This is a genomic window from Paenibacillus sp. FSL H8-0260 (assembly GCF_045040625.1).
In the GTDB taxonomy this organism is placed as follows: domain Bacteria; phylum Bacillota; class Bacilli; order Paenibacillales; family Paenibacillaceae; genus Paenibacillus_AQ; species Paenibacillus_AQ odorifer.
The window spans coordinates 5,994,413-6,013,026 of record NZ_CP150298.1; the positions used below are offsets into that span (position 1 = coordinate 5,994,413).

Below are 18,614 nucleotides of genomic sequence, written 5' to 3' on the forward strand. Positions count from 1 at the left end.
CCCCTTATATGCCGCTAAGGGCCTGCCGTTGCCGACAAGCCCTTAGCTTATTACATAAGTATATTACCCCAATTATAAACGCCGCTGGCGTCCTTTTACAGACGACAAGCGTTTAGCTGCTCAATACCTCGATGAGAAGTTTATTAGCAAGACCCGGATTCGCCTTACCTTTACTTTCTTTCATGACTTGTCCGACCAGGAAGCCGATTGCTTTCTGTTTACCCGCTTTATAATCTTCCACTGATTGCGGATTGGCGGCTACGACTGCTTCCACTATCCCTTTAATGGCACCTTCATCGCTGATCTGCACTAGACCTTTTTCCTCAACGATAACAGCTGGCAGTTTACCGCTCTCTAGCATTTCTTTAAATACTGTTTTAGCGATTTTGCTGCTGATGGTTCCGGCTGCAATCAGCCCGATCATCTCGCCTAACCCTTGTGGTGTAATTTGTACCTGCGACAACTCCAGATTATTACCATTCAAATAGGCAAGCAAGTCACCCATAATCCAGTTAGCTACAGCCTTGGCATCCTGCGTATATGCAAGACACCCTTCGAAAAAGTCCGCTAACAATTTAGAGGATGTAATGACGCCTGCATCATAAGCTGTCAGGCCCAGTTCCTCGCTATAACGTGCTTTCCGAGCATCCGGAAGTTCTGGAATCGTTGAACGAATGGATTCTTTCCAAGCATCATCAATATGCAGAACGATCAAGTCCGGGTCCGGGAAGTAACGATAATCATGCGCTTCTTCTTTCCCGCGCATCGATAATGTTTTCCCTTGTGCTTCATCCCAGCGGCGAGTCTCCTGCACAACAACTCCACCATCATCCAGGATCTCAGCCTGACGATATTGTTCATACTCCAGTCCACGCAATACACCGCGGAAGGAGTTCATGTTCTTAAGCTCTGCTCTAATGCCGAATTCCTCTTGTCCTTCTGGGCGTAGACTGATGTTCGCGTCACAGCGCATCGATCCTTCTTCCATCTTGACATCGGATACGTCACAATACTGCATAATCGCACGGATTTTCTCCAGATAAGCACGAGCTTCCTCAGGGGAGCGCAGATCAGGTTCGGATACGATTTCGATAAGCGGTGTTCCCACCCGGTTAAAATCGACTAGCGAGGCAAAACCGCCATCTACGTGCGTAAGCTTACCTGCATCCTCTTCCAAATGAAGACGAGTAATGCCGATCCGTTTGGTCTCTCCGTTAACTTCAATGTCGATCCAACCGTTCAGGCCGATAGGCTGATCAAATTGTGAAATCTGATAAGCTTTTGGTGAATCCGGGTAAAAATAGTTCTTGCGGTCGAATTTGCTAACATCACCAATGGTGCAATTCAGCGCCATCGCTGCTTTCATAGCGTATTCTACCGCTTGTTTGTTGAGCACTGGCAATACGCCGGGGTGACCCAAGCAGACAGGACAGGTATGAGTGTTAGGTGGGGCTCCAAATTCAGTGGAGCATCCGCAAAAGATTTTGGAGTTGGTATGAAGCTCTACGTGAACTTCCAAGCCGATGACCGTTTCGTATTTAGACATAAGTAATCCCATTCCCTCCTTTACTACAGCTGTGGACGCTGCTTGTGATGATCTGTATTTTGTTCAAAAGCATGAGCGACACGCAAAATCGTGCTCTCGTCAAATTCCTTACCGATAATTTGCAGACCTACAGGCATGCCTTCCGCAAAACCACAAGGAACACTCACGGCCGGAATACCCGCCAAGCTTACAGGAATCGTGAGAATATCGTTCAGATACATGGTCAGCGGATCTTCAGTCTGTGAACCCAATTTGAATGCTGTCGTTGGTGCTGTTGGGCCGATGACCACATCATATTTTTTAAAGATGTCATCAAAGTCCTGTTTAATCAAAGTACGCACCTTTTGTGCTTTTAAATAGTAAGCATCGTAATACCCGGAGCTGAGTGCATAAGTACCCAACATAATACGACGTTTAACCTCAGGGCCAAAGCCGCGGCTGCGGGAATTAAGATATAGATCAAGCAATCCTCCGCCTTCATCTACACGTGCGCCATAACGCACACCGTCAAAACGCGCGAGGTTAGATGAAGCTTCCGAAGAGGACAGCAAATAATAAGCTGCTACTGCGTATTCCGTATGTGGTAATGAAACTTCCTCCCAGACAGCACCCATTCCTTCCAGCACTTTAAGTGCAGACAAAACTGTCTCACGCACAGAAGCATCGACACCTGCTCCCAGGTATTCCTTAGGAACAGCAATGCGAAGTCCGGAAACATCACCAGTAAGTGAACTCAAATAATCAGGAATTTCTACTTTAGCCGAAGTAGAGTCTTGGGCATCATAACCAGCAATTGCTTGAAGCACATAGGCAGAATCCTCTACATTACGTGTTAATGGTCCAATCTGATCTAGTGAGGAGGCAAAGGCTACCAGCCCGTAACGTGATACAAGACCGTAAGTAGGTTTGAGACCTACAACACCACAATAGGAAGCTGGCTGGCGGATGGAACCCCCAGTATCCGAACCTAGTGAGAAGAACACTTCGCCCGCAGCTACTGCTGCTGCAGATCCGCCACTGGAACCGCCGGGCACACGCTCTAAATCCCAAGGATTGCGTACAGGACCAAAGCTTGAGTTCTCATTAGATCCGCCCATTGCGAATTCATCCATATTTAATTTACCGATCGTTACGGCATCTGCTTGCTGCAGTTTAGAAGCTACAGTAGCGTTATAAATCGGCTGGAAGTCGCTCAAAAATTGGCTGGCACAAGTTGTGCGCAGGCCTTTAGTTACAATATTATCCTTGATTCCAGCAGGAAGACCAAACAGCAACCCACGTGCTGCTCCGGATGCCAGTTTGTCGTCCAAAGCGCGTGCAGTGCTACGAGCGCCCTCCTCATTCAAGGTCAAAAATGCATTTACGTTCTTATCCCGCTCAGCGATAATCGCCAGCGATTCTTCAGTCAGTTCACTGACCGATACCTCTTTAGCAGTTAACATGCGGTGTACTTCAGGCAATCGATTTTGAAACAGGCTCAAGATTCTTCCCCCTTTCTAATTATGTAGTTATTCCAAAACAGCTGGAACCTTGAAATGTCCGTCTTCATCATCTGGAGCGTTAAGAAGTGCTTCCTCTTGCGTAAGGCTATCCTTCACAACATCCTCCCGCATTACATTGCTGACTTGCAGCACATGCGTGGTCGGCTTTACATTCTCCGTATCTAGCTCATTTAATTTCTCGGCATATTGTAAAATAGCATTCATTTGTTCTGTAAAGGTTGCCTCTTCTTCCGGGCTCAGCTGCAGACGAGCCAGCTTGGCCACATGCTGCACATCTTTAACGGTAATGCTCATAAGAAAAATCCCTCCTGTTTAAAGGGCTAAAGCGCCCGGATAACGTTTTTAATTATATTGTAGAAGCTTGGACAATTCAATGATGGGCTGTAAAACAAACGCTCCTTTATCAAAGTGAAGGGGATTCCTACACATTTTAAAGGAGCGTATCGTTAGTATATTCATAGAGAAGGGTTTTGACAGTCAGTGATTTCACAGCATTTAGCAGCGGTATGACAAAACAAAAAAGCCGGCTTGCGCCGGCCTTCCTTAAATCCAAGCTCGAAGATTCACTTGTTTGATGAAATCCGCTTGGGACATGCTTTCGCTTGACGTTGATTCCGTCTCTTCTATATCCATATCTTCACCGTTCATCAAATGATGGAACAGCTTCTCATTGTACGTGGACAAAGCATAATCAATCAACGCTTCATGCGTTGCTCTCTCAGCCTCAGCTACTAATAAATGTTCTTCCGCCTCAATGTCCTCAGCCGGAACATAAAAGTTCCTATTAGCCTCTGGTACACGAATAACATAGTCAAACGCATTATCGGGATTGCGGTCGTAAGCAATTAGGTAGCCGTATTCCCCGATAGGAAGACTCTGCTCGAAAGCGTCCGCAACAATGACAATCTTCTCTCCTAAACGCAGCATCGCCCTACCTCCTAACCCCAAAATCTTTCAAGATTTTGCTTGTTTCAACAGTCTACTAAAAAAAGATAGAACTGTCTAGTTGAAGGCTGGCCGATCCTACAAATTCTATGAAAATATACTATATTTAATAAAAATATAACTTATGGTTCAAGCGGGTAAGTTATTCTTCCTTGTCAAAAGTGCAGCACCCACTAAACAAATCAAGATCAAAATAGCTGCTGAAAGATAGGGTCCAACCCTGAAGCCTTCTCCAGCCATAAGAATTCCAGCCGATAACCCGGAAAGACCCGCAGGTGCCCATTCAAACCATGAAGGTAATAAGCTTTGGCCTAATGATAATCCTGCCATTAGCGCCAATGCTAAAAAGGCGGCAACTGGAGATTTTAAAAATCCACTAAACAACAACGTAGCTGAGACAGCACATAACAGCCACAATCCATATACTCCAGAAGCTGCGATGACATCTCCCCAAGATAGTGAACCAATCAACTGCTCCGTGTAGTAAGCCGCCCCCGCTGCACCTAATCCTAGAGCAACGATCAACAGGGTCAGCTGCGCTGCCCATTTAGCGAACACTATTGCGGCTGGAGAAACCGGCCTTACCAGAATTAATTCCATAGTTCCGCTATAGCGCTCACCGGCTAAAACATTCATCGCGCCAAGCGCCAATACTAACATTCCGATCGTTCCGTACTGTCCCAGAGATTGCGCCATCACAGCTGCGGCACTCGGTATTTCATACCCCTCTAGCAGACCTGGGGGAACATCACCTGAAGCTTTTAATATTTCCGGCAAATAATAAGTAGTTAACGGCTGCATAATACCTAATAGGATAAAAACGACAGGTATCCAGATTAACTTATAACTGCGAGCCATTTCGAGCATTTCTTTGCGATAAAGGACCCAGGCGCTTCTCATACTCCCACCACCTTCATAAATAAATCCTCTAACGTGGAAGAACCCGCTTCAAATTGCAGTAATGGAATTTCGAGCTGCGCCGCTTCTTGCAGAATCGTCCATCGGGCCATGTCTACATCGTTCACATTAAAAATTGCCTGATCTCCGAACAACTGAGTCTCTAGTACAAACGGTTTGGCAGCAAGAGACTCCAGCCACTGAATAGCTTTTTCTTGCTTCTCTGTACGTAAACGAATAACAGGAAGGCTGTATTGTGTACGCAGCTGTGATAAAGACCCCTTCTCAGCAATCAAGCCCTGATTCATTAAAATAATATCATCGCAAATTTCTTCTGCATCATGCAGCACATGTGTAGAAAAAACTACAGTTGTCTCTTCACGTATCTCCCGCAGCAGTCCCATTACTTCTCTGCGGCCAATCGGATCAAGTGCAGATACAGGCTCATCAAGCAACAGCAGACGAGGCCGGTGCACAAGCGCCTGAGCCAGACCCAGCCGCTGCTTCATCCCACCGGAGTATCCACCAATCCGGCGACGAGCATCACCTTTAAGCCCTACACGCTCAAGCGATTCCAATGCCCTGCTGGTTGCGTCTTTAGTTCCCATTCCACTAAGCTTTGCAGCGAAAACAACATATTCATGTCCAGTCATCCACCCATAAAAAGCTGGGGACTGTGGCACATATCCTAATCCTCTGCGATATTCGGCTCCAGGACGGCTCCCCTCAAATGAAATCATTCCAGAGGTGGGTTCTAGCAGCCCTGCCAGCATACGAAGTGTGGTCGTTTTCCCAGCACCGTTAGGCCCCAGTAAAGCGACGCACCGTTCTTTCTCAATTTCAAAGCTTATATCATTTACGGAAATATGCGCCCCATAGCTTTTGCGCAAATTCTTAACTTGAAGGAGTGACATCAGACATCTTTCCTTCCTATTGTGAAATAAGCTACGCTGCCTAATATATTTCCGCAAATAATGATAATAATCCACATCCATTTTGGACCACGAACGTTATCCGCTTTGGCCAGAGATATCAGACCAATAATAGCAAGCAAAGCCTGCAGAATAATTAACGGCATGATTAAACCCCATTTTACCTCTTCCATGAAGTACCACTCCTTGTAATAGGATGAAAGGAACGAGCTTCTTACTAAAGCTTCACAACTGCTTATTCCGTCTACGTCGCTCAGGAAGAATAACAACAAGTAAGTAGACTAATGCGGGTGACGGAACTGTAGTAATCGCCCACAATCCCCAGAACCAAGCTTTTTTCCCGCGCCGTCTTGCATCCCGGAACAGTAAGGTCCCCTGCAGCATTAACGCTACTGCTATGCCAAACCACAACCAAAGAGGCACATCCTGCAGCTCATTCATTCTTGTACACCTTCTCTATTTCTTCTGATCCTGGCGATCCCTAAGCCACCCAGTCCTACAATAGGAATGATCGCCTGAATAATCCAATAGATCATGGGTGCAGAAGTGAGAATGGATAAAAATGCGCAGATCAGGATCAATGAGACCCCCCAGAATAACAGTAGTTCTTTGCGTTCCCTTCTCTTTCTCTGCACAGCTGCATCAGCCATTAACCACTCCAGTTCCTGTAACGAAGGTGGGGTGAGGTCATCATATTGCGCATCCAAACGTTCAAGCTCTTCAGTAAGCTTGTGCAAATACAGTTCTGGCTCCTTATCCTTCTCCATCCTCATTCAGCTCCTTTCGCAATTGGTTAAGACCAAGGGACACACGCGATTTGACCGTGCCAGAAGGAATTTGCATGATCACACCGATTTCTTCATAGCTATAGCCATAATAATGCTTCAGCAGCACAGCTACCCTCTGAGCAGAGGGTAGCTTGGAAATGGAATCAAGTACTTCACTCCATTCTTCCCCCCTGCTCTCAAACCGCCAACGAATCGAACGGGTGCCCTGCGCCTGCTGTTCCCGTTTCTTCCATTCTGCCTCACGTTTCCAGCGCCGCTTTCGATCGATAAATATTCTGGTGGCTATCGTAATTAACCAAGAGGAGAACGAAGAAGAACCGTTATAGGTATTGATTTTTTCCATACATCTGACCATCGTGTCCTGTACAAGATCCTCTGCCAGCAACGGATCCATAGTCACTTTGAGTAGATATTTGAACAGAAAAGTATAATGTTCTCGCAGCAGTGAAGACAGTGCTGAAGTATCTCCCTGCTGTGCCCGTCTGATTTTATCCAGCGCCTGATCGCTCATCTGCCCCTCCATTCAGGATTTCGTTCTTATTTGTAATACGATTATGTATAGTGATTCGTTCAATGCGCTTTAATTTTATTTTTTGAGCTCCCAGAGCTTACGCCGCCATGGCTGAAGCAATCCTGCTTCAGCAGGGAAATGCCAAAATAGAGGCGTTCTTCTAGGCTCGCCTCCTGAATTCACTGGTATTCTCCCATCCTTATTCTCAGATTGTATGTCCCTGCGTTCGATGGAAGTACAAAAACCGCCCTTTCCAGAACATTCTGAAAAACATCGGCATTTACTGCTGCAAAAACTAGTCCATTTCTCCTTGGAGTCATACCATCCGTAATCCAACGGGTAATATATATTCTTCTCCAATCTATTTCCCCCCATGCTTTTAAACCTATATGTAGACAAAAAAAAGAACGCAAACCGGGATTAATTCCGCAGTCTGCGTGCTTCGCGAGGTTAATGTTACATTTAATTAACAATATTGTAGTCCTTTTGTATCCCTTTGTCTATCAAAAATTCCTCGATTCTTGTCAGTTCTACTAGAATGATTGTTTATTGAGGGATATAAGGGTTACGAACTTTTTCAAAACCGATGGTTGTTCGGGAGCCATGACCTGGATAAACCTTCACTTCATCATCCATTTTGTACAGCTTGCCACGAATAGAATCGAACAAATCACGTTCCCTGCCACCAGGCAAATCGGTGCGCCCAACTCCCATTTTAAACAGCACATCTCCAGAGAATAAATCATTCCCGCATAGGAAGCTGACACTGCCCGGAGAGTGCCCAGGTGTATGGTACACGCGGAAGGTATGTCCGATGAATTGCAGAACTTGTCCTTCTGCCAGATCATACTCTGCAGGATCTGTAGTCAAAGGAGGTGAAACATCAGGCCACATCAATGAACCATTCAGCTTAGGGCTGCTGAGCCATTCACTCTCTAGTGGATGTAAATAAACAGGGCATTTCTTAGCTTTACGAATTTCGTCTACGCCGCCCATATGGTCAAAGTGCGCATGGGTCAGCAAAATAGCCTCGATCTCCATCCCTTCAATACTCCGCACTAATGCCGCAGGATTCATACCGGGATCAATAATGATACCCTTCGTTGGATCCGCACCTGTCAGCAAGTAGGCATTGGTCTGAAGCGGACCTAAATTAAACGAACGTATATTTAGCATTGGTCTAGAATCCGGAAATCAGACTTCGCAGCTCTTTTGCGATAACTGCCTGTGATTCCGTTCCTTCCCCATAAGCTTGCCCCATAGCCTTACGTACTTCTGCGATTTTGCTGTCGTAATCAGCGGCCTCGCGATCAGGATTCTCACGTTTGAACTCTCTCATTAGGCTCTGCACATGCTCTGGACGAGGACCCCAATGTCCAAGCACATATCCGCCGGTATCTGCAAAGATCACAATCGGAACAGATCTTCCGCCCATGGTCAAGAATTCATCCATAAGCTCCTGGTTCTCCTCCAAAATGAATACCTCTGTCTTCATTCCGGCAGTCTCCAAAATACGGAATACCGCAGGGACATTACGAACTACATCTCCACACCAATCAGCGGCAAGGATAAGTACCCGCAAATCATCACGATGGTTCAGGCTTTCAAAAAATTCCTTGTCACTCTCATCTTCCCAAGAAAACTTCTCATACCAGGATTCAAAAGCCTGCTGGTTCTTCGTCATGCTTTCTACAAATTGGCGCGGTGTAAGACCTTTTCCAAATTTATGAGCTACATTCGGTTTCATTTTGCAGTCCCCCTCTTCTTGGATTTAAACCACTTATACACAAAATAAATGATGATTAGTGCTAACGCTACGAGAATAATTTCGTTGGTATACTTAGCTGCTACCTCGTCAATATCTTCCCACTTATTCCCCAATGTCATACCGAGATATACGAACAAAGCACTCCATGGAATAACAGCAAGTGTAGTCAATAAAGTGAACTTACCTAAAGGCATACGAGAAATCCCCGCTGGAACGGAAATGGCATGGCGAACAACGGGAATAAAGCGTGCCGTAAAGATTACGCCTGTCCCATATTTATTGAACCACTCTTCCGAATGATCAATATGCTTTTTTTGGATAAGAATATATTTCCCGTATTTCTCCAGTACAGGCCTGCCCCCATAACGGCCAATCCAATATACAAAGATCTGGGCAATCACTCCGCCTATCGTACCAAACAATACTGCGCCAAAAAAATTAATATCTCCACTCCATACCAAGAAACCACCGAAAGCCAATACAATTTCACTAGGAATAACTTCAATCATCAGTCCGATCATAATCCCAAAATAACCAAGACTCTGAATCCATTCAAATAATGTCGAGATCAGATCAGAAATAAAATGCAAACGTGCTCCTCCTCCCTTTTCCGCAGAATATGGCTACATGTATCAAGCTAATCGCCTTTGGCATCTTTATAAGACACTAAGCGTTTAAGCGAGTGAAATATAAGAACATAAAAGCATAGATACTAATCTTATACTTTCTTATATTTTTAAAAGCTTTGCCGCTCTGCTATATTTTCCAGTTTCTCTTAGCCTATTCTAGCACAAGCAACCTTATCACTTCTACTTACGCGGCAAGCAGCTTCCATCTTCCAATCCATACTTAAAAAGAGTTTGAGTAATAGGCATAAACAAAAAAGATGAACAAATTCCACCAATAAAGGGAAAATGAACACCTTTTTATCTGCGCTCAATCAATAAGCCATCCAGCCGGCATCCGCCGTTATCACCGATCCATTCAAAAAGCTTGCAGCATCTGAAGCTAAAAATAAAGCTACTGAAGCAATCTCACTGCTCTCCCCTGTCCGTGGCATCGACGCCATACCTTCGCCCGCTTTTTGACTCCCAAAAGGACTTGGATCAGACAGATCAATATTTGTCTTTACCCCGCCCGGTGCTATGGCATTACAGCGAATTCCAAGCTTAGTGTATTGAAATCCTATATTTTTGGTCATCCCGATTACAGCATGCTTAGAGGAAGTATAAGCCACTCCCGCACGTGAGCCCGCTAAGCCGCCAATAGAGGCTACATTGATGATACATCCGCTTTCCTGCGCCATAAAAATCGGCAAAACCTTACGAATGGCTCTCATCGGACCGGTTACGTTGACCGCAAGCACCTGTTCCCACAAGTCATCAGTGATCTCGTGAGCTGGCGTCATTTTATCCATAATTCCGGCATTATTAACAAGGATATGAAGGCCTCCGAACTGTGTGGTTGCGGCATCAATCATTCGCTGTGTGTCCTCTTCCTTCGAGACATCAGCCTTTACGGGGTAGACGACTCCGTGTCCCTCACCCTTTTCCGCCTTTTTGGCTACCGCTTCTACATTCGCCAGATGGATGTCCGCAGCAATCACTTTAGCACCCTGTCGGGCAAAAAGCAGAGCAATCGCTTCTCCAATCCCCGATCCTGCACCCGTAACAACTGCGACTTTATTGGTTAGTATCATATATCCGCTCCTCTGCATCGTATGTTCGGTGCATCAAGGAATGCATGCCCTTCGTTAGTATGAGCAGGAGGAGGCTTTGAACGGTCCTTAATTTTAAAGATTCAGTGACACTTTTACACACGCTATTGCTAAGTGAATACTGCATTGACAGCTATCAAAGCAAAGAGCTATTATATATTTAGATAATTATTTAAATATCGAAAGGCAGGGTGGAATATGAATGAATCCTTTAAAGCACTAGCTGACCCTACCCGTCGCCAAATCATTCGGTTACTAAGGGAGAAAGATCGAACCGCAGGTGAAATCGCAGATTTTTTCAACATGTCTAAGCCAAGCATTTCTCACCATCTGAATGCGCTGAAGCATGCCGATCTTGTACAGGATGAGCGAAAAGGACAATTTATTATGTACTCGCTAAACACAACAGTCCTCGAAGAGGTTCTCGGTTGGTTATTGGAGCTCACTGGGACAGGTAAGCAAACGGAGACGGAGAGTAAATCACTGGACGGAAAGCAGCAACATCAGGATATCGATTCCAAAAAGGAGGCGGATTAATGATGAAAGATTTCAAATGGAGATGGCAGGATACCCTCATCGTAATATTAGGTTTAGCTACATTAGCCTACGCTCTGATCAATTACAGCAAGCTTCCGCAGGAGTTACCGGCACAATTTGGAATTACGGGTAAGGTCAACAGATACTGGGACAAAAATATAGCTATTTTTGTGTTCGGAATCTTAGGCATTGTGCTCCCGCTGATCATGCAGTTCACACGCAGCATCGACCCTAAGCGGGACAATTACAAAAAATTCGAAAATGCCTATGCCATGAGCAGACTTGCTATTGGGATGCTTTTTAATCTAATGCTGGTGCTGTCGATTGCTTACGGTCTAGGTAAAGATATAAATGTTGGGAAGATCGCCATAGGCGCTGTTGGAATAATGTTTATTGCTCTTGGCAACTACATGCCACAGGTAAAAGATAATTACTTGTTTGGGGTTCGTACAGCCTGGACGCTCGCCAACCCCGAGGTATGGCGAAAAACACATCGTCTATCCGGGATAATGTGGATGATCGGTGGCCTACTTATTTTTGCAGGAGCCTTTTTGAGCGGAGCCTTGTCTCAGCTTCTTATTATTACGGCACTCGTACTTGCAATTATCGTGCCCATTCTCTACTCCTGGATGATTTCACGTCCGCTAAAATCGTAAAGCCAACATACTAAGCCGTCGACTCAAGTCGTCGGCTTGTTCTGTCATTTGGAACTCACGATCATTATGTTGCCCTCCTTTATTAGCCTCCTCTTCTGCCAACCTTCTATATTCCAGAAGAAGTTCATTCCCAGAGGCGACGCAGACTAGGCCTTCCTTTCGATTTCCTTCTGCAAGCTTTTTTTGCCCCATAAGAAGCATCCCTTCAATCGCCTTCACCCACTTGGCATTGTTGTACTTATCCAGCCTAAAGCTCTGGTCTATCCAATATAACGCTGCCCCCGGATGGTCACTGCTCATCCATCGTTCAGCCAGCTCCCAGCTTAAGCTGGCATTCTCGGGAGAATACAACAAACTCTGCCGAAGCAGACTCACGCTCTGTTCACCCGAGAGCAGCCTAGATAATGCTATAACCGTTCGAGGTGACCGGGGATTCCAACCCAGCGATTGCTGTAGCAACTCTACCTTCACCGAAGGATCCACCGACATAATCGCTTGTCGATAGAACTTCTCTCCTTGAGCGGCGTGAAAAGATAGCACCCCCAGCAGAAGCGAAAAACAACATACCGTAGTTCCGATTAGTTGGCGAAGGCGGATTTGGGGCGATTTCTTGGGTGTGGGGTAAGCGATTAGCGGATTCGTAGGTGTAGTGACATTGGTGAGCGGGTTCGTAGATGTGGAGTGAGCGATTAGCGGATTCGCTGGTGTAGTGACATTGGTGAGCGGGTTCGTAGATGTGGATTGAGCGATTAGCGGATTCGCTGGTGTAGAGACATTGGTGAGCGGGTTCGTAGATGTGGAGTGAGCAATTAGCGGATTCGCTAGTGTAGAGACATTGGTGAACGGGTTCGTAGATGTGGAGTGAGCGATTAGCGGATTCGCTGGTATAGTGACATTGGTGAGCGGGTTCGTAGATGTGGATTGAATTGGCAGCTTGGTCTCAGACTGAGGGTGGGTTGGCGCAGATTGATGTTTCTGCTTATCCTCAGCCAGAGCAAGCGCTGGCAGCCAGAATAGCAGCAGCCAAAATAATCCGTAGCTCCAGTCAAAATCGACGACGCTGTGTAAGACGATGACCAGAAACGGCGGCAGCAACCGCGGCGATTTAGTAGCCAGCAGCCAGCCTGTTGCCAACAGCATAAGGAGTATGGCTGCAAGACCAACGAATCCTAAGTTCAACAGGATGTCAAGGTATCCATTATGCACCTGGCTGCCTACATAAGGGCGAGATTGGGCGGCAAGGTAGGCATGCCGCCAAGTCTCACCCCCACGTCCCAGCCAAGGTGCCTCTGCCGCTAGCCGCCAGGCGTCGCGGTAGAACAGCCCGCGCGCGGATACCGTCGATGACGGTCCGGTGATCCGCTCGCGCACGTGCAGGAGGACGGCGATCCCGGCCGCCGTCCAACCCGCCGCCGCCAATGCCAGCATGGCGGCTCGGGCAGTGCCCGCCGCGCTGCGCTGGCGGCGGCACAGCCACAGGCCGGCTAGCAGCGCGCCGGCCCAAAGCCCGGCCAGCAACAGCAGGCCGGGCACTGGCTCTACCGCCAACCCGGCACGGGCCAGTTGGCGGTAGAGTAGCGCCGCGGCGGCCACGGGCGCGGCGCCAGCAGCAAGAAGCGGCGCGATTAGCTGCCGCTTCCAGAGCAAGACGGCGGCGCAGGCGCAAGCCGCCGTCAGCCATGCTCCGCGCGACTCGCTGAGGAGCAGCGCGGTGGTGTACGGGAACAGCGGCAGCAAGCGCAGCAGCGCGGCGGTCGTGCTTCCCGCTTTTCCCTGCTCCGCTTCCACGCCTCCTGCCCCTTTGCTCCTCCGTTCTGCTTCTGCGCACTCCATCCCCAGCCCAACACTTCTTGCTCCCAACATATTCACGCTCTTTTTTGGCTCCCCGTAATAAACAGCAACAATAAATAGCCGTTCCAGCAGAAAAACAGCCATCACAGCACCAAAAGCATTCGGATATTCCATCAATCCTGCTAACCTAACCCCTGTGGCGCTCACTTCCGATGAATTGCTGTAGGCGACAGCGAAAGGCAACTTTACCACTCCACAAACAGCCAACAAAGCGCTCATGCTCAAAAACATACCCGCCATAGACCAAGTTACATTTACAATCCGCCGCCCCACCCGGTTCACCGCACAAAAACAAACCAATAATGCAAAGCTAGCATACAAGCCCCACCGCAGCATTTCATTCATAGTTCCCTGGGAGGAAAGCAGCCCGCGCAACCAATGAATCACATAAAGCGATAGAATAATTAAAGGGACGCTTAATAATATTCTTAAGGCTTTATTTTCTCCACTAACTTCACTAACTCCTGTAATACCTCTTACTGCACCTGCACCTGCACCTACTCCTCCCCCACTTTTTCTCCATGCGCCAACCCCAACTAGATAATAAAGCGAGCATGCACAACACAGCACAAACCATAAGGTTAGAAAGGGATACATCTCCTCAGTAAAAAACAATCCCCGCAACAAACAAGCACCCACCCCAGCTGCTATCACTAAGGCTCCACAAATATATGCGATTGATGATTCCAGACTCCGGTCTTTTTTAAAACGCCACATATAGATACCCCTATATTCGTTAATTTATCAATATCCTTTCCACATTTCCCCTTTACAAGACTAGAACGCAAAAAGACGATACCTCTCCACAAAGGAGCCGCACCGTCCTAACCATTAGATCACACTTGCTGCACTATCCGAATTCTCATCAAAAAAGCTATATAGTTGTAAAAAGTGCAGCTATTCCCGTGCTTTCGCTGCTGACTTCCACTTTAATTGTACTTTGTGCAACTGTTTTTCGAGAATCCCGCCATATGCGGAGTATTGTTCGTTTTTAAGTGTACAAAGTGCAACTAAATCACTAAAACGCAGCTTCAGAGCATATTTAATTGCATAAAGTACAACTAAATCAACTCGCCATTAGATCGCATGAGCTGCACCGTCCTACGCTTTCTACCTTAATATCCTCTACCCTTCTACCGAACTCTCAGTAGGAAGCAGATCGGCGCATACGCGTTCGAGGTAGGGTTTTGCTCCCAGAAAATCGCGGAATGCGGTGTATTCACGCCATTTGACGGAGTTGTCTCCGGCGGAGCTCTTAACGGCACGAATCAAAATGTTCTTCGGTGTATTCTCCAGATCGATGAATTCCAGCAGCTGGCTACTATAACCCATCATGTCGAGCAATTTGGCGCGAATGGCGTCTGTAGCCAAGGCGGAAAAACGCTCTTTCAATATGCCATGCGAGAGCATAGGGCTCATTACTTCATTTTCGATTTGTGCGAATAATTCATGCTGGCAGCAAGGCACGGACAAAATAACAGACGCTCCCCAACGTACTGCTTTTTCAAGGGCAGCATCGGTAGCTGTGTCGCAAGCATGGAGTGTGATCACCATGTCCACTTGCTCCAGCTCATTATACTCGGCAATGTCACCCACGAAGAACTTCAAGTGATCATAACCGATTTTGGCAGCAAGTTCGTTACAATGCTCAATCACATCTGCTTTTAAATCTAACCCAATGATATTAAGCTCCCGCTTCTTGCGAACGGTCAGATAGTGATACAGCGCAAAGGTCAAATATGATTTTCCACAGCCAAAATCCACAATCGTCAACGGTCGGCCTGTTGGCAGATCGGCAAGCACGTCCTCTACCATCTCCAGAAAACGATTGATCTGCCGAAACTTATCATATCTTTTGGCTAGCACTTTACCTTCTTTATTCATGATTCCAAGCTCCACCAGAAATGGCACAGGCTCTCCATCCTCCAGCACATAACGTTTGCGACGGTTGTGAGCTAGATCCGGCTCTTCCTTTTTACTTGGAGACTTGGTTAGGATTGATACTTTGAATTTCTTACTAATAAGCACCTGATAATCGGCTTCTACTGTACACAACAAACCTTGCCGATACGTTTCTCTAAATAAAAGAGATATTTCTTCCGCCGCTAACTCTGCGGGTACGTTGCGATGTTCTACCTTTGTACCAATATAGGACGCAAACTGATAATGCAGCTTCCCCTTTAGTTCAACAGGTTTAACCTGCACTTTGGTACAATTTTCGCCTTTATAACGTACTTGACTTAGGGTAGCCGTAATCAAAGTACGGTCATTAATTAGTTGTTCAATTAGAGCTGTTAAAGATTCCACAACGCACATCTCACTTTCGGGATTAAAAATGGAGAATCTATGTCTCCTAACCATCATCGTTCATTATATCACGTGTTAACAAGGGGCGTTCCTTGTTCTAGCAGGGCTTAACATGCAGCTCTCCACTAACTATAGTTAATGCTCGCCCAGACATCTTAATCTCGTCTTTACTTACCTCTAACTGAAGCAAACCTCCACGTTTCGAAGCTTGATAAGCGGTCAACTGCGTACGATTGAGTCTATCCGCCCAAAAAGGTGCCAATGCAGTATGCGCTGAGCCTGTTACCGGATCCTCATTCACTCCTACCTTCGGCGCAAAAAAACGTGATATACAATCAATACCTTCGATAGAGCTTTCTGCGGTAACCGCGAAACCTCTCCCTTCAAGCCCGGATAAAGCTCCGAAGTCAGGGCTGAGTTCGCGAACCCGGGCTTCCTGATCCAGTCGTACAAGTACATTGTCAGCATATCGCATAGTTTCCACCACATTGGCTTCTGCAATACCAAGTGCTGCTGCGAGACCTGAAATTACAGGAGAGGGTTGAAGCTGATAAGGCGGGAAGTACAGTGAGATCAAATCTCCTGAACGAGAAGCTCTGAGCAACCCACTGCGTGTATAGAACCTTGCTTCCATGTCAGGCGCTAGCAATCCGCTCTCCCATAGTACATGCGCACTTGCTAGAGTCCCATGCCCACACAGCTTGACCTCAACTTTAGGTGTAAACCATCGCAAGCGATATCCCTCTTCCTCTGGCCAGAGAAAAGCTGTCTCTGACAAGTTCATTTCCGCTGCTGTCTTCTGCATATAACCTTCATCGACGGGATGCTCCAGTAAACATACCGCCGCAGGATTGCCTGAATAAGCCTGTTCTGCAAAAGCATCGATAATATATAAAGGGATATTCATCGTATTCATCAGGTTCCTGCTTCCTTTCGTATCGCTGTTACCCTGCCCCACTCTTTTAACCCCTGCTCTACTTCCTCCAGAGGAAGGGCACCTTGTTCCAATTCTGCAGATGATTTGAGCAGCAGCCGATTGTACAGCTTATCCCCTTCTATTACAACATCTTCTCCTTGCTCCCACAGCCGGTAGAGGCTGTCCTCCGCTTTACTATATCGTCCTACCGACTCCATATACTCCAACAGTAGCCGCTCCGTTTTAGACGGGAGACGATAGGCCTGCACATCCTGCAAGAGTTCATCAATTTCCTGAGTCATATGCAGCAGCTCCCTGTCTGCTCCATGAAGATCCGCGTACAAATATAAGTGTAAAGCTCTCATACTTCTAAATAATGCTGCATCCTTATCGCCATTTGCCGCATAAATGCTGCCTTCTTCCTTCAGCAGTTTGGCCAAACCTTGAAGCTTATCGGACTCAACCACACCGCCAAAACGAAACATATCTATGATATCTTCTACAGATAGTGAATTTAAAAGACGTGAATTCAGCGGAAAATGCCGGTTCAACAGCTCATCGATTTCCCATAAAGCTTCTGTCGTCTTCCGTTCCTGCTTCAGAGAAAATACCTTGGCAACCATCGCCGTCATATCTTCGATCATCCGGACAATATAGTCTCTTCGAAACATGCAATTCCTCCTTTTCCGTACTGTGGTAGCAAAAAATTCAGGACTCAGACCACTTAAGTTATTCTATTGATTTATCTTAAACCATTGCCGAATTCTATGCCAGTTAAGGAAAATACCAGATCATTAGATAGTCCTTAAAAAAAGAGGCAGCACACGCCATAATGGCGCCGTGCTGCCTCTTTGTAGATATTTTTTTTATACGCGGCTATTGTCTAAAACGGAAGCCTGAACAAAATCCTTTATGATCTCGGCTAACCGTTCAGGAGCTTCAAAAAGACTCATGTGGCCTACACCCGATATCGTTGCTTGCGTTATATTCGGTTTATCCGCAGTAAAGGTTCGTTCAGCAGGAATCAATCCATCCTGCTCGCCAGCAACAAGCAATACCGGCAACGTAGTGGCCGTAATTACATCCCGTCGATCTGGACGCTCACGCATCGCCAGTGCAGCTCCTGCCGCTCCTTGTGGAGGCGTTTTGTAGCCGATTTCTTTAGCGCGCTCCAGCAGCTGTGGAGATGTAGAAGGGGTTGCTTCAGCAAACAATCCTGGTACGAAGCTGTCTACGAAAGGAGTAATCCCTTCATTTTGAATCGCGCTGACACTCTTCAGTCGTTTTTCCTTAGCTTCTTCACTATCTGGATAAGCAGTAGAATGAATTAATCCAAAGCCTTTCAATCGAGAAGCATAACGCTGAGCAAACGATAGCGTAATATATCCGCCAAGCGAATGACCAAGCATGATGCATTCAGCAATCTCCAGCGAATCTAACAGACCCAGAACATCATCTGCCATTTGTTCAATACTATAAGGTCCTAATGGAGCTTCCGAAGCTCCGTGACCACGTAAATCGGGAGCAATCACTCGGTAGCCGCTGCTTAAGACAGGAATGACTTGTTCCCAATATTCAGCGCTTCCACAAAAGCCATGCAGCAATACAATAACTTCGCCTTTCCCCTGATCACTGTAGCATATATTGCTTCCGTCACAACGAACTCTTTCCATGGCTGCTTCCCTCTTTCTAGAATACTAAGATAATGTGTCTAATATCTATTATTAAGCAAAACAGCCCG

The 18,614-nt window shown here is 46.6% G+C and carries 21 protein-coding genes; 2 read left to right on the top strand and 19 right to left on the bottom strand.

Annotated elements, in window-relative coordinates:
• Positions 1–112: 112 nt before the first annotated feature.
• From gatB to MHI51_RS26640, 14 genes are all read right to left on the bottom strand, one after another.
• Positions 113–1,558, bottom strand: coding sequence for an Asp-tRNA(Asn)/Glu-tRNA(Gln) amidotransferase subunit GatB (gene gatB / locus MHI51_RS26575; RefSeq protein ID WP_036680163.1), 1,446 nt, complete (start codon positions 1,556–1,558; stop codon positions 113–115).
• Between the two features lie 11 nt (positions 1,559–1,569).
• Entirely contained in the window at positions 1,570–3,027 is a 1,458-nt protein-coding gene (gene gatA, locus MHI51_RS26580; RefSeq protein WP_076128638.1) for an Asp-tRNA(Asn)/Glu-tRNA(Gln) amidotransferase subunit GatA, read from the bottom strand.
• Positions 3,028–3,054: 27 nt separating this feature from the next.
• Complete coding sequence (gene gatC, locus MHI51_RS26585) at positions 3,055–3,342, bottom strand: Asp-tRNA(Asn)/Glu-tRNA(Gln) amidotransferase subunit GatC (RefSeq protein ID WP_036680166.1); 288 nt, start codon at positions 3,340–3,342, stop codon at positions 3,055–3,057.
• Between the two features lie 249 nt (positions 3,343–3,591).
• Entirely contained in the window at positions 3,592–3,975 is a 384-nt protein-coding gene (locus MHI51_RS26590) for a hypothetical protein (RefSeq protein WP_036680170.1), read from the bottom strand.
• Positions 3,976–4,122: 147 nt separating this feature from the next.
• Positions 4,123–4,893: an ABC transporter permease subunit gene (locus tag MHI51_RS26595; protein ID WP_076128640.1), complete on the bottom strand. Its 771-nt coding sequence runs from the start codon at positions 4,891–4,893 to the stop codon at positions 4,123–4,125.
• Positions 4,890–5,804: an ABC transporter ATP-binding protein gene (locus tag MHI51_RS26600; RefSeq protein WP_076128642.1), complete on the bottom strand. Its 915-nt coding sequence runs from the start codon at positions 5,802–5,804 to the stop codon at positions 4,890–4,892. Before MHI51_RS26600 ends, MHI51_RS26595 begins: the two co-directional genes overlap by 4 nt.
• Positions 5,804–5,995: a PLDc N-terminal domain-containing protein gene (locus tag MHI51_RS26605; RefSeq protein ID WP_036680175.1), complete on the bottom strand. Its 192-nt coding sequence runs from the start codon at positions 5,993–5,995 to the stop codon at positions 5,804–5,806. Before MHI51_RS26605 ends, MHI51_RS26600 begins: the two co-directional genes overlap by 1 nt.
• Positions 5,996–6,047: 52 nt before the next feature.
• Positions 6,048–6,263: a hypothetical protein gene (locus MHI51_RS26610; protein WP_076128644.1), complete on the bottom strand. Its 216-nt coding sequence runs from the start codon at positions 6,261–6,263 to the stop codon at positions 6,048–6,050.
• Positions 6,260–6,589 carry a YxlC family protein gene (locus MHI51_RS26615; RefSeq protein ID WP_076128645.1) on the bottom strand — a complete coding sequence of 110 codons (330 nt, stop codon included), beginning with the start codon at positions 6,587–6,589 and terminating at the stop codon, positions 6,260–6,262. Before MHI51_RS26615 ends, MHI51_RS26610 begins: the two co-directional genes overlap by 4 nt.
• Positions 6,576–7,121: an RNA polymerase sigma factor SigY gene (gene sigY / locus MHI51_RS26620; RefSeq protein ID WP_076219278.1), complete on the bottom strand. Its 546-nt coding sequence runs from the start codon at positions 7,119–7,121 to the stop codon at positions 6,576–6,578. Before sigY ends, MHI51_RS26615 begins: the two co-directional genes overlap by 14 nt.
• A 546-nt stretch (positions 7,122–7,667) precedes the next feature.
• Positions 7,668–8,297: an MBL fold metallo-hydrolase gene (locus MHI51_RS26625; RefSeq protein WP_076208640.1), complete on the bottom strand. Its 630-nt coding sequence runs from the start codon at positions 8,295–8,297 to the stop codon at positions 7,668–7,670.
• A 4-nt stretch (positions 8,298–8,301) separates the two neighbouring features.
• Positions 8,302–8,868: a thioredoxin family protein gene (locus tag MHI51_RS26630; protein WP_076128653.1), complete on the bottom strand. Its 567-nt coding sequence runs from the start codon at positions 8,866–8,868 to the stop codon at positions 8,302–8,304.
• The gene (locus tag MHI51_RS26635) at positions 8,865–9,479 is read right to left on the bottom strand and encodes a DedA family protein (RefSeq protein ID WP_036680184.1); all 615 of its coding nucleotides are present in this window, start codon (positions 9,477–9,479) and stop codon (positions 8,865–8,867) included. The genes MHI51_RS26630 and MHI51_RS26635 overlap by 4 nt, the downstream gene beginning before the upstream one ends.
• 350 nt (positions 9,480–9,829) lie before the next feature.
• Positions 9,830–10,588, bottom strand: a complete 759-nt coding sequence (locus tag MHI51_RS26640) for a glucose 1-dehydrogenase (protein WP_076219277.1) — start codon at positions 10,586–10,588, stop codon at positions 9,830–9,832.
• 216 nt (positions 10,589–10,804) lie between these two features.
• On the opposite strand from MHI51_RS26640, the gene MHI51_RS26645 reads away from it, so the two are divergent.
• Together MHI51_RS26645 and MHI51_RS26650 are read left to right on the top strand one after the other, a co-directional pair.
• On the top strand, positions 10,805–11,143 hold the full coding sequence (locus tag MHI51_RS26645) for an autorepressor SdpR family transcription factor (protein ID WP_076179758.1): 339 nt from the start codon (positions 10,805–10,807) through the stop codon (positions 11,141–11,143).
• Positions 11,143–11,799 carry an SdpI family protein gene (locus tag MHI51_RS26650; RefSeq protein ID WP_052097330.1) on the top strand — a complete coding sequence of 219 codons (657 nt, stop codon included), beginning with the start codon at positions 11,143–11,145 and terminating at the stop codon, positions 11,797–11,799. The genes MHI51_RS26645 and MHI51_RS26650 overlap by 1 nt, the downstream gene beginning before the upstream one ends.
• Here MHI51_RS26650 and MHI51_RS26655 read toward each other — a convergent pair.
• The 5 genes from MHI51_RS26655 to MHI51_RS26675 all read right to left on the bottom strand — a co-directional run bounded on the left by MHI51_RS26655 (position 11,788) and on the right by MHI51_RS26675 (position 18,546).
• A complete protein-coding gene (locus MHI51_RS26655) occupies positions 11,788–14,367 on the bottom strand; it encodes an O-antigen ligase family protein (RefSeq protein WP_076277155.1) in 2,580 nt (859 codons plus the stop codon). The genes MHI51_RS26650 and MHI51_RS26655 overlap by 12 nt on opposite strands.
• 408 nt (positions 14,368–14,775) lie before the next feature.
• Positions 14,776–15,966 (bottom strand): SAM-dependent methyltransferase, encoded by a 1,191-nt coding sequence (locus tag MHI51_RS26660; RefSeq protein WP_076303094.1) that lies wholly within the window; start codon positions 15,964–15,966, stop codon positions 14,776–14,778.
• Positions 15,967–16,054: 88 nt separating this feature from the next.
• Positions 16,055–16,873 (bottom strand): PhzF family phenazine biosynthesis protein, encoded by an 819-nt coding sequence (locus MHI51_RS26665; RefSeq protein WP_256719029.1) that lies wholly within the window; start codon positions 16,871–16,873, stop codon positions 16,055–16,057.
• On the bottom strand, positions 16,873–17,544 hold the full coding sequence (locus tag MHI51_RS26670; RefSeq protein WP_076128661.1) for a DUF6483 family protein: 672 nt from the start codon (positions 17,542–17,544) through the stop codon (positions 16,873–16,875). The genes MHI51_RS26665 and MHI51_RS26670 overlap by 1 nt, the downstream gene beginning before the upstream one ends.
• Before the next feature lie 195 nt (positions 17,545–17,739).
• Entirely contained in the window at positions 17,740–18,546 is an 807-nt protein-coding gene (locus MHI51_RS26675) for an alpha/beta fold hydrolase (RefSeq protein WP_076277154.1), read from the bottom strand.
• Positions 18,547–18,614: the final 68 nt, after the last annotated feature.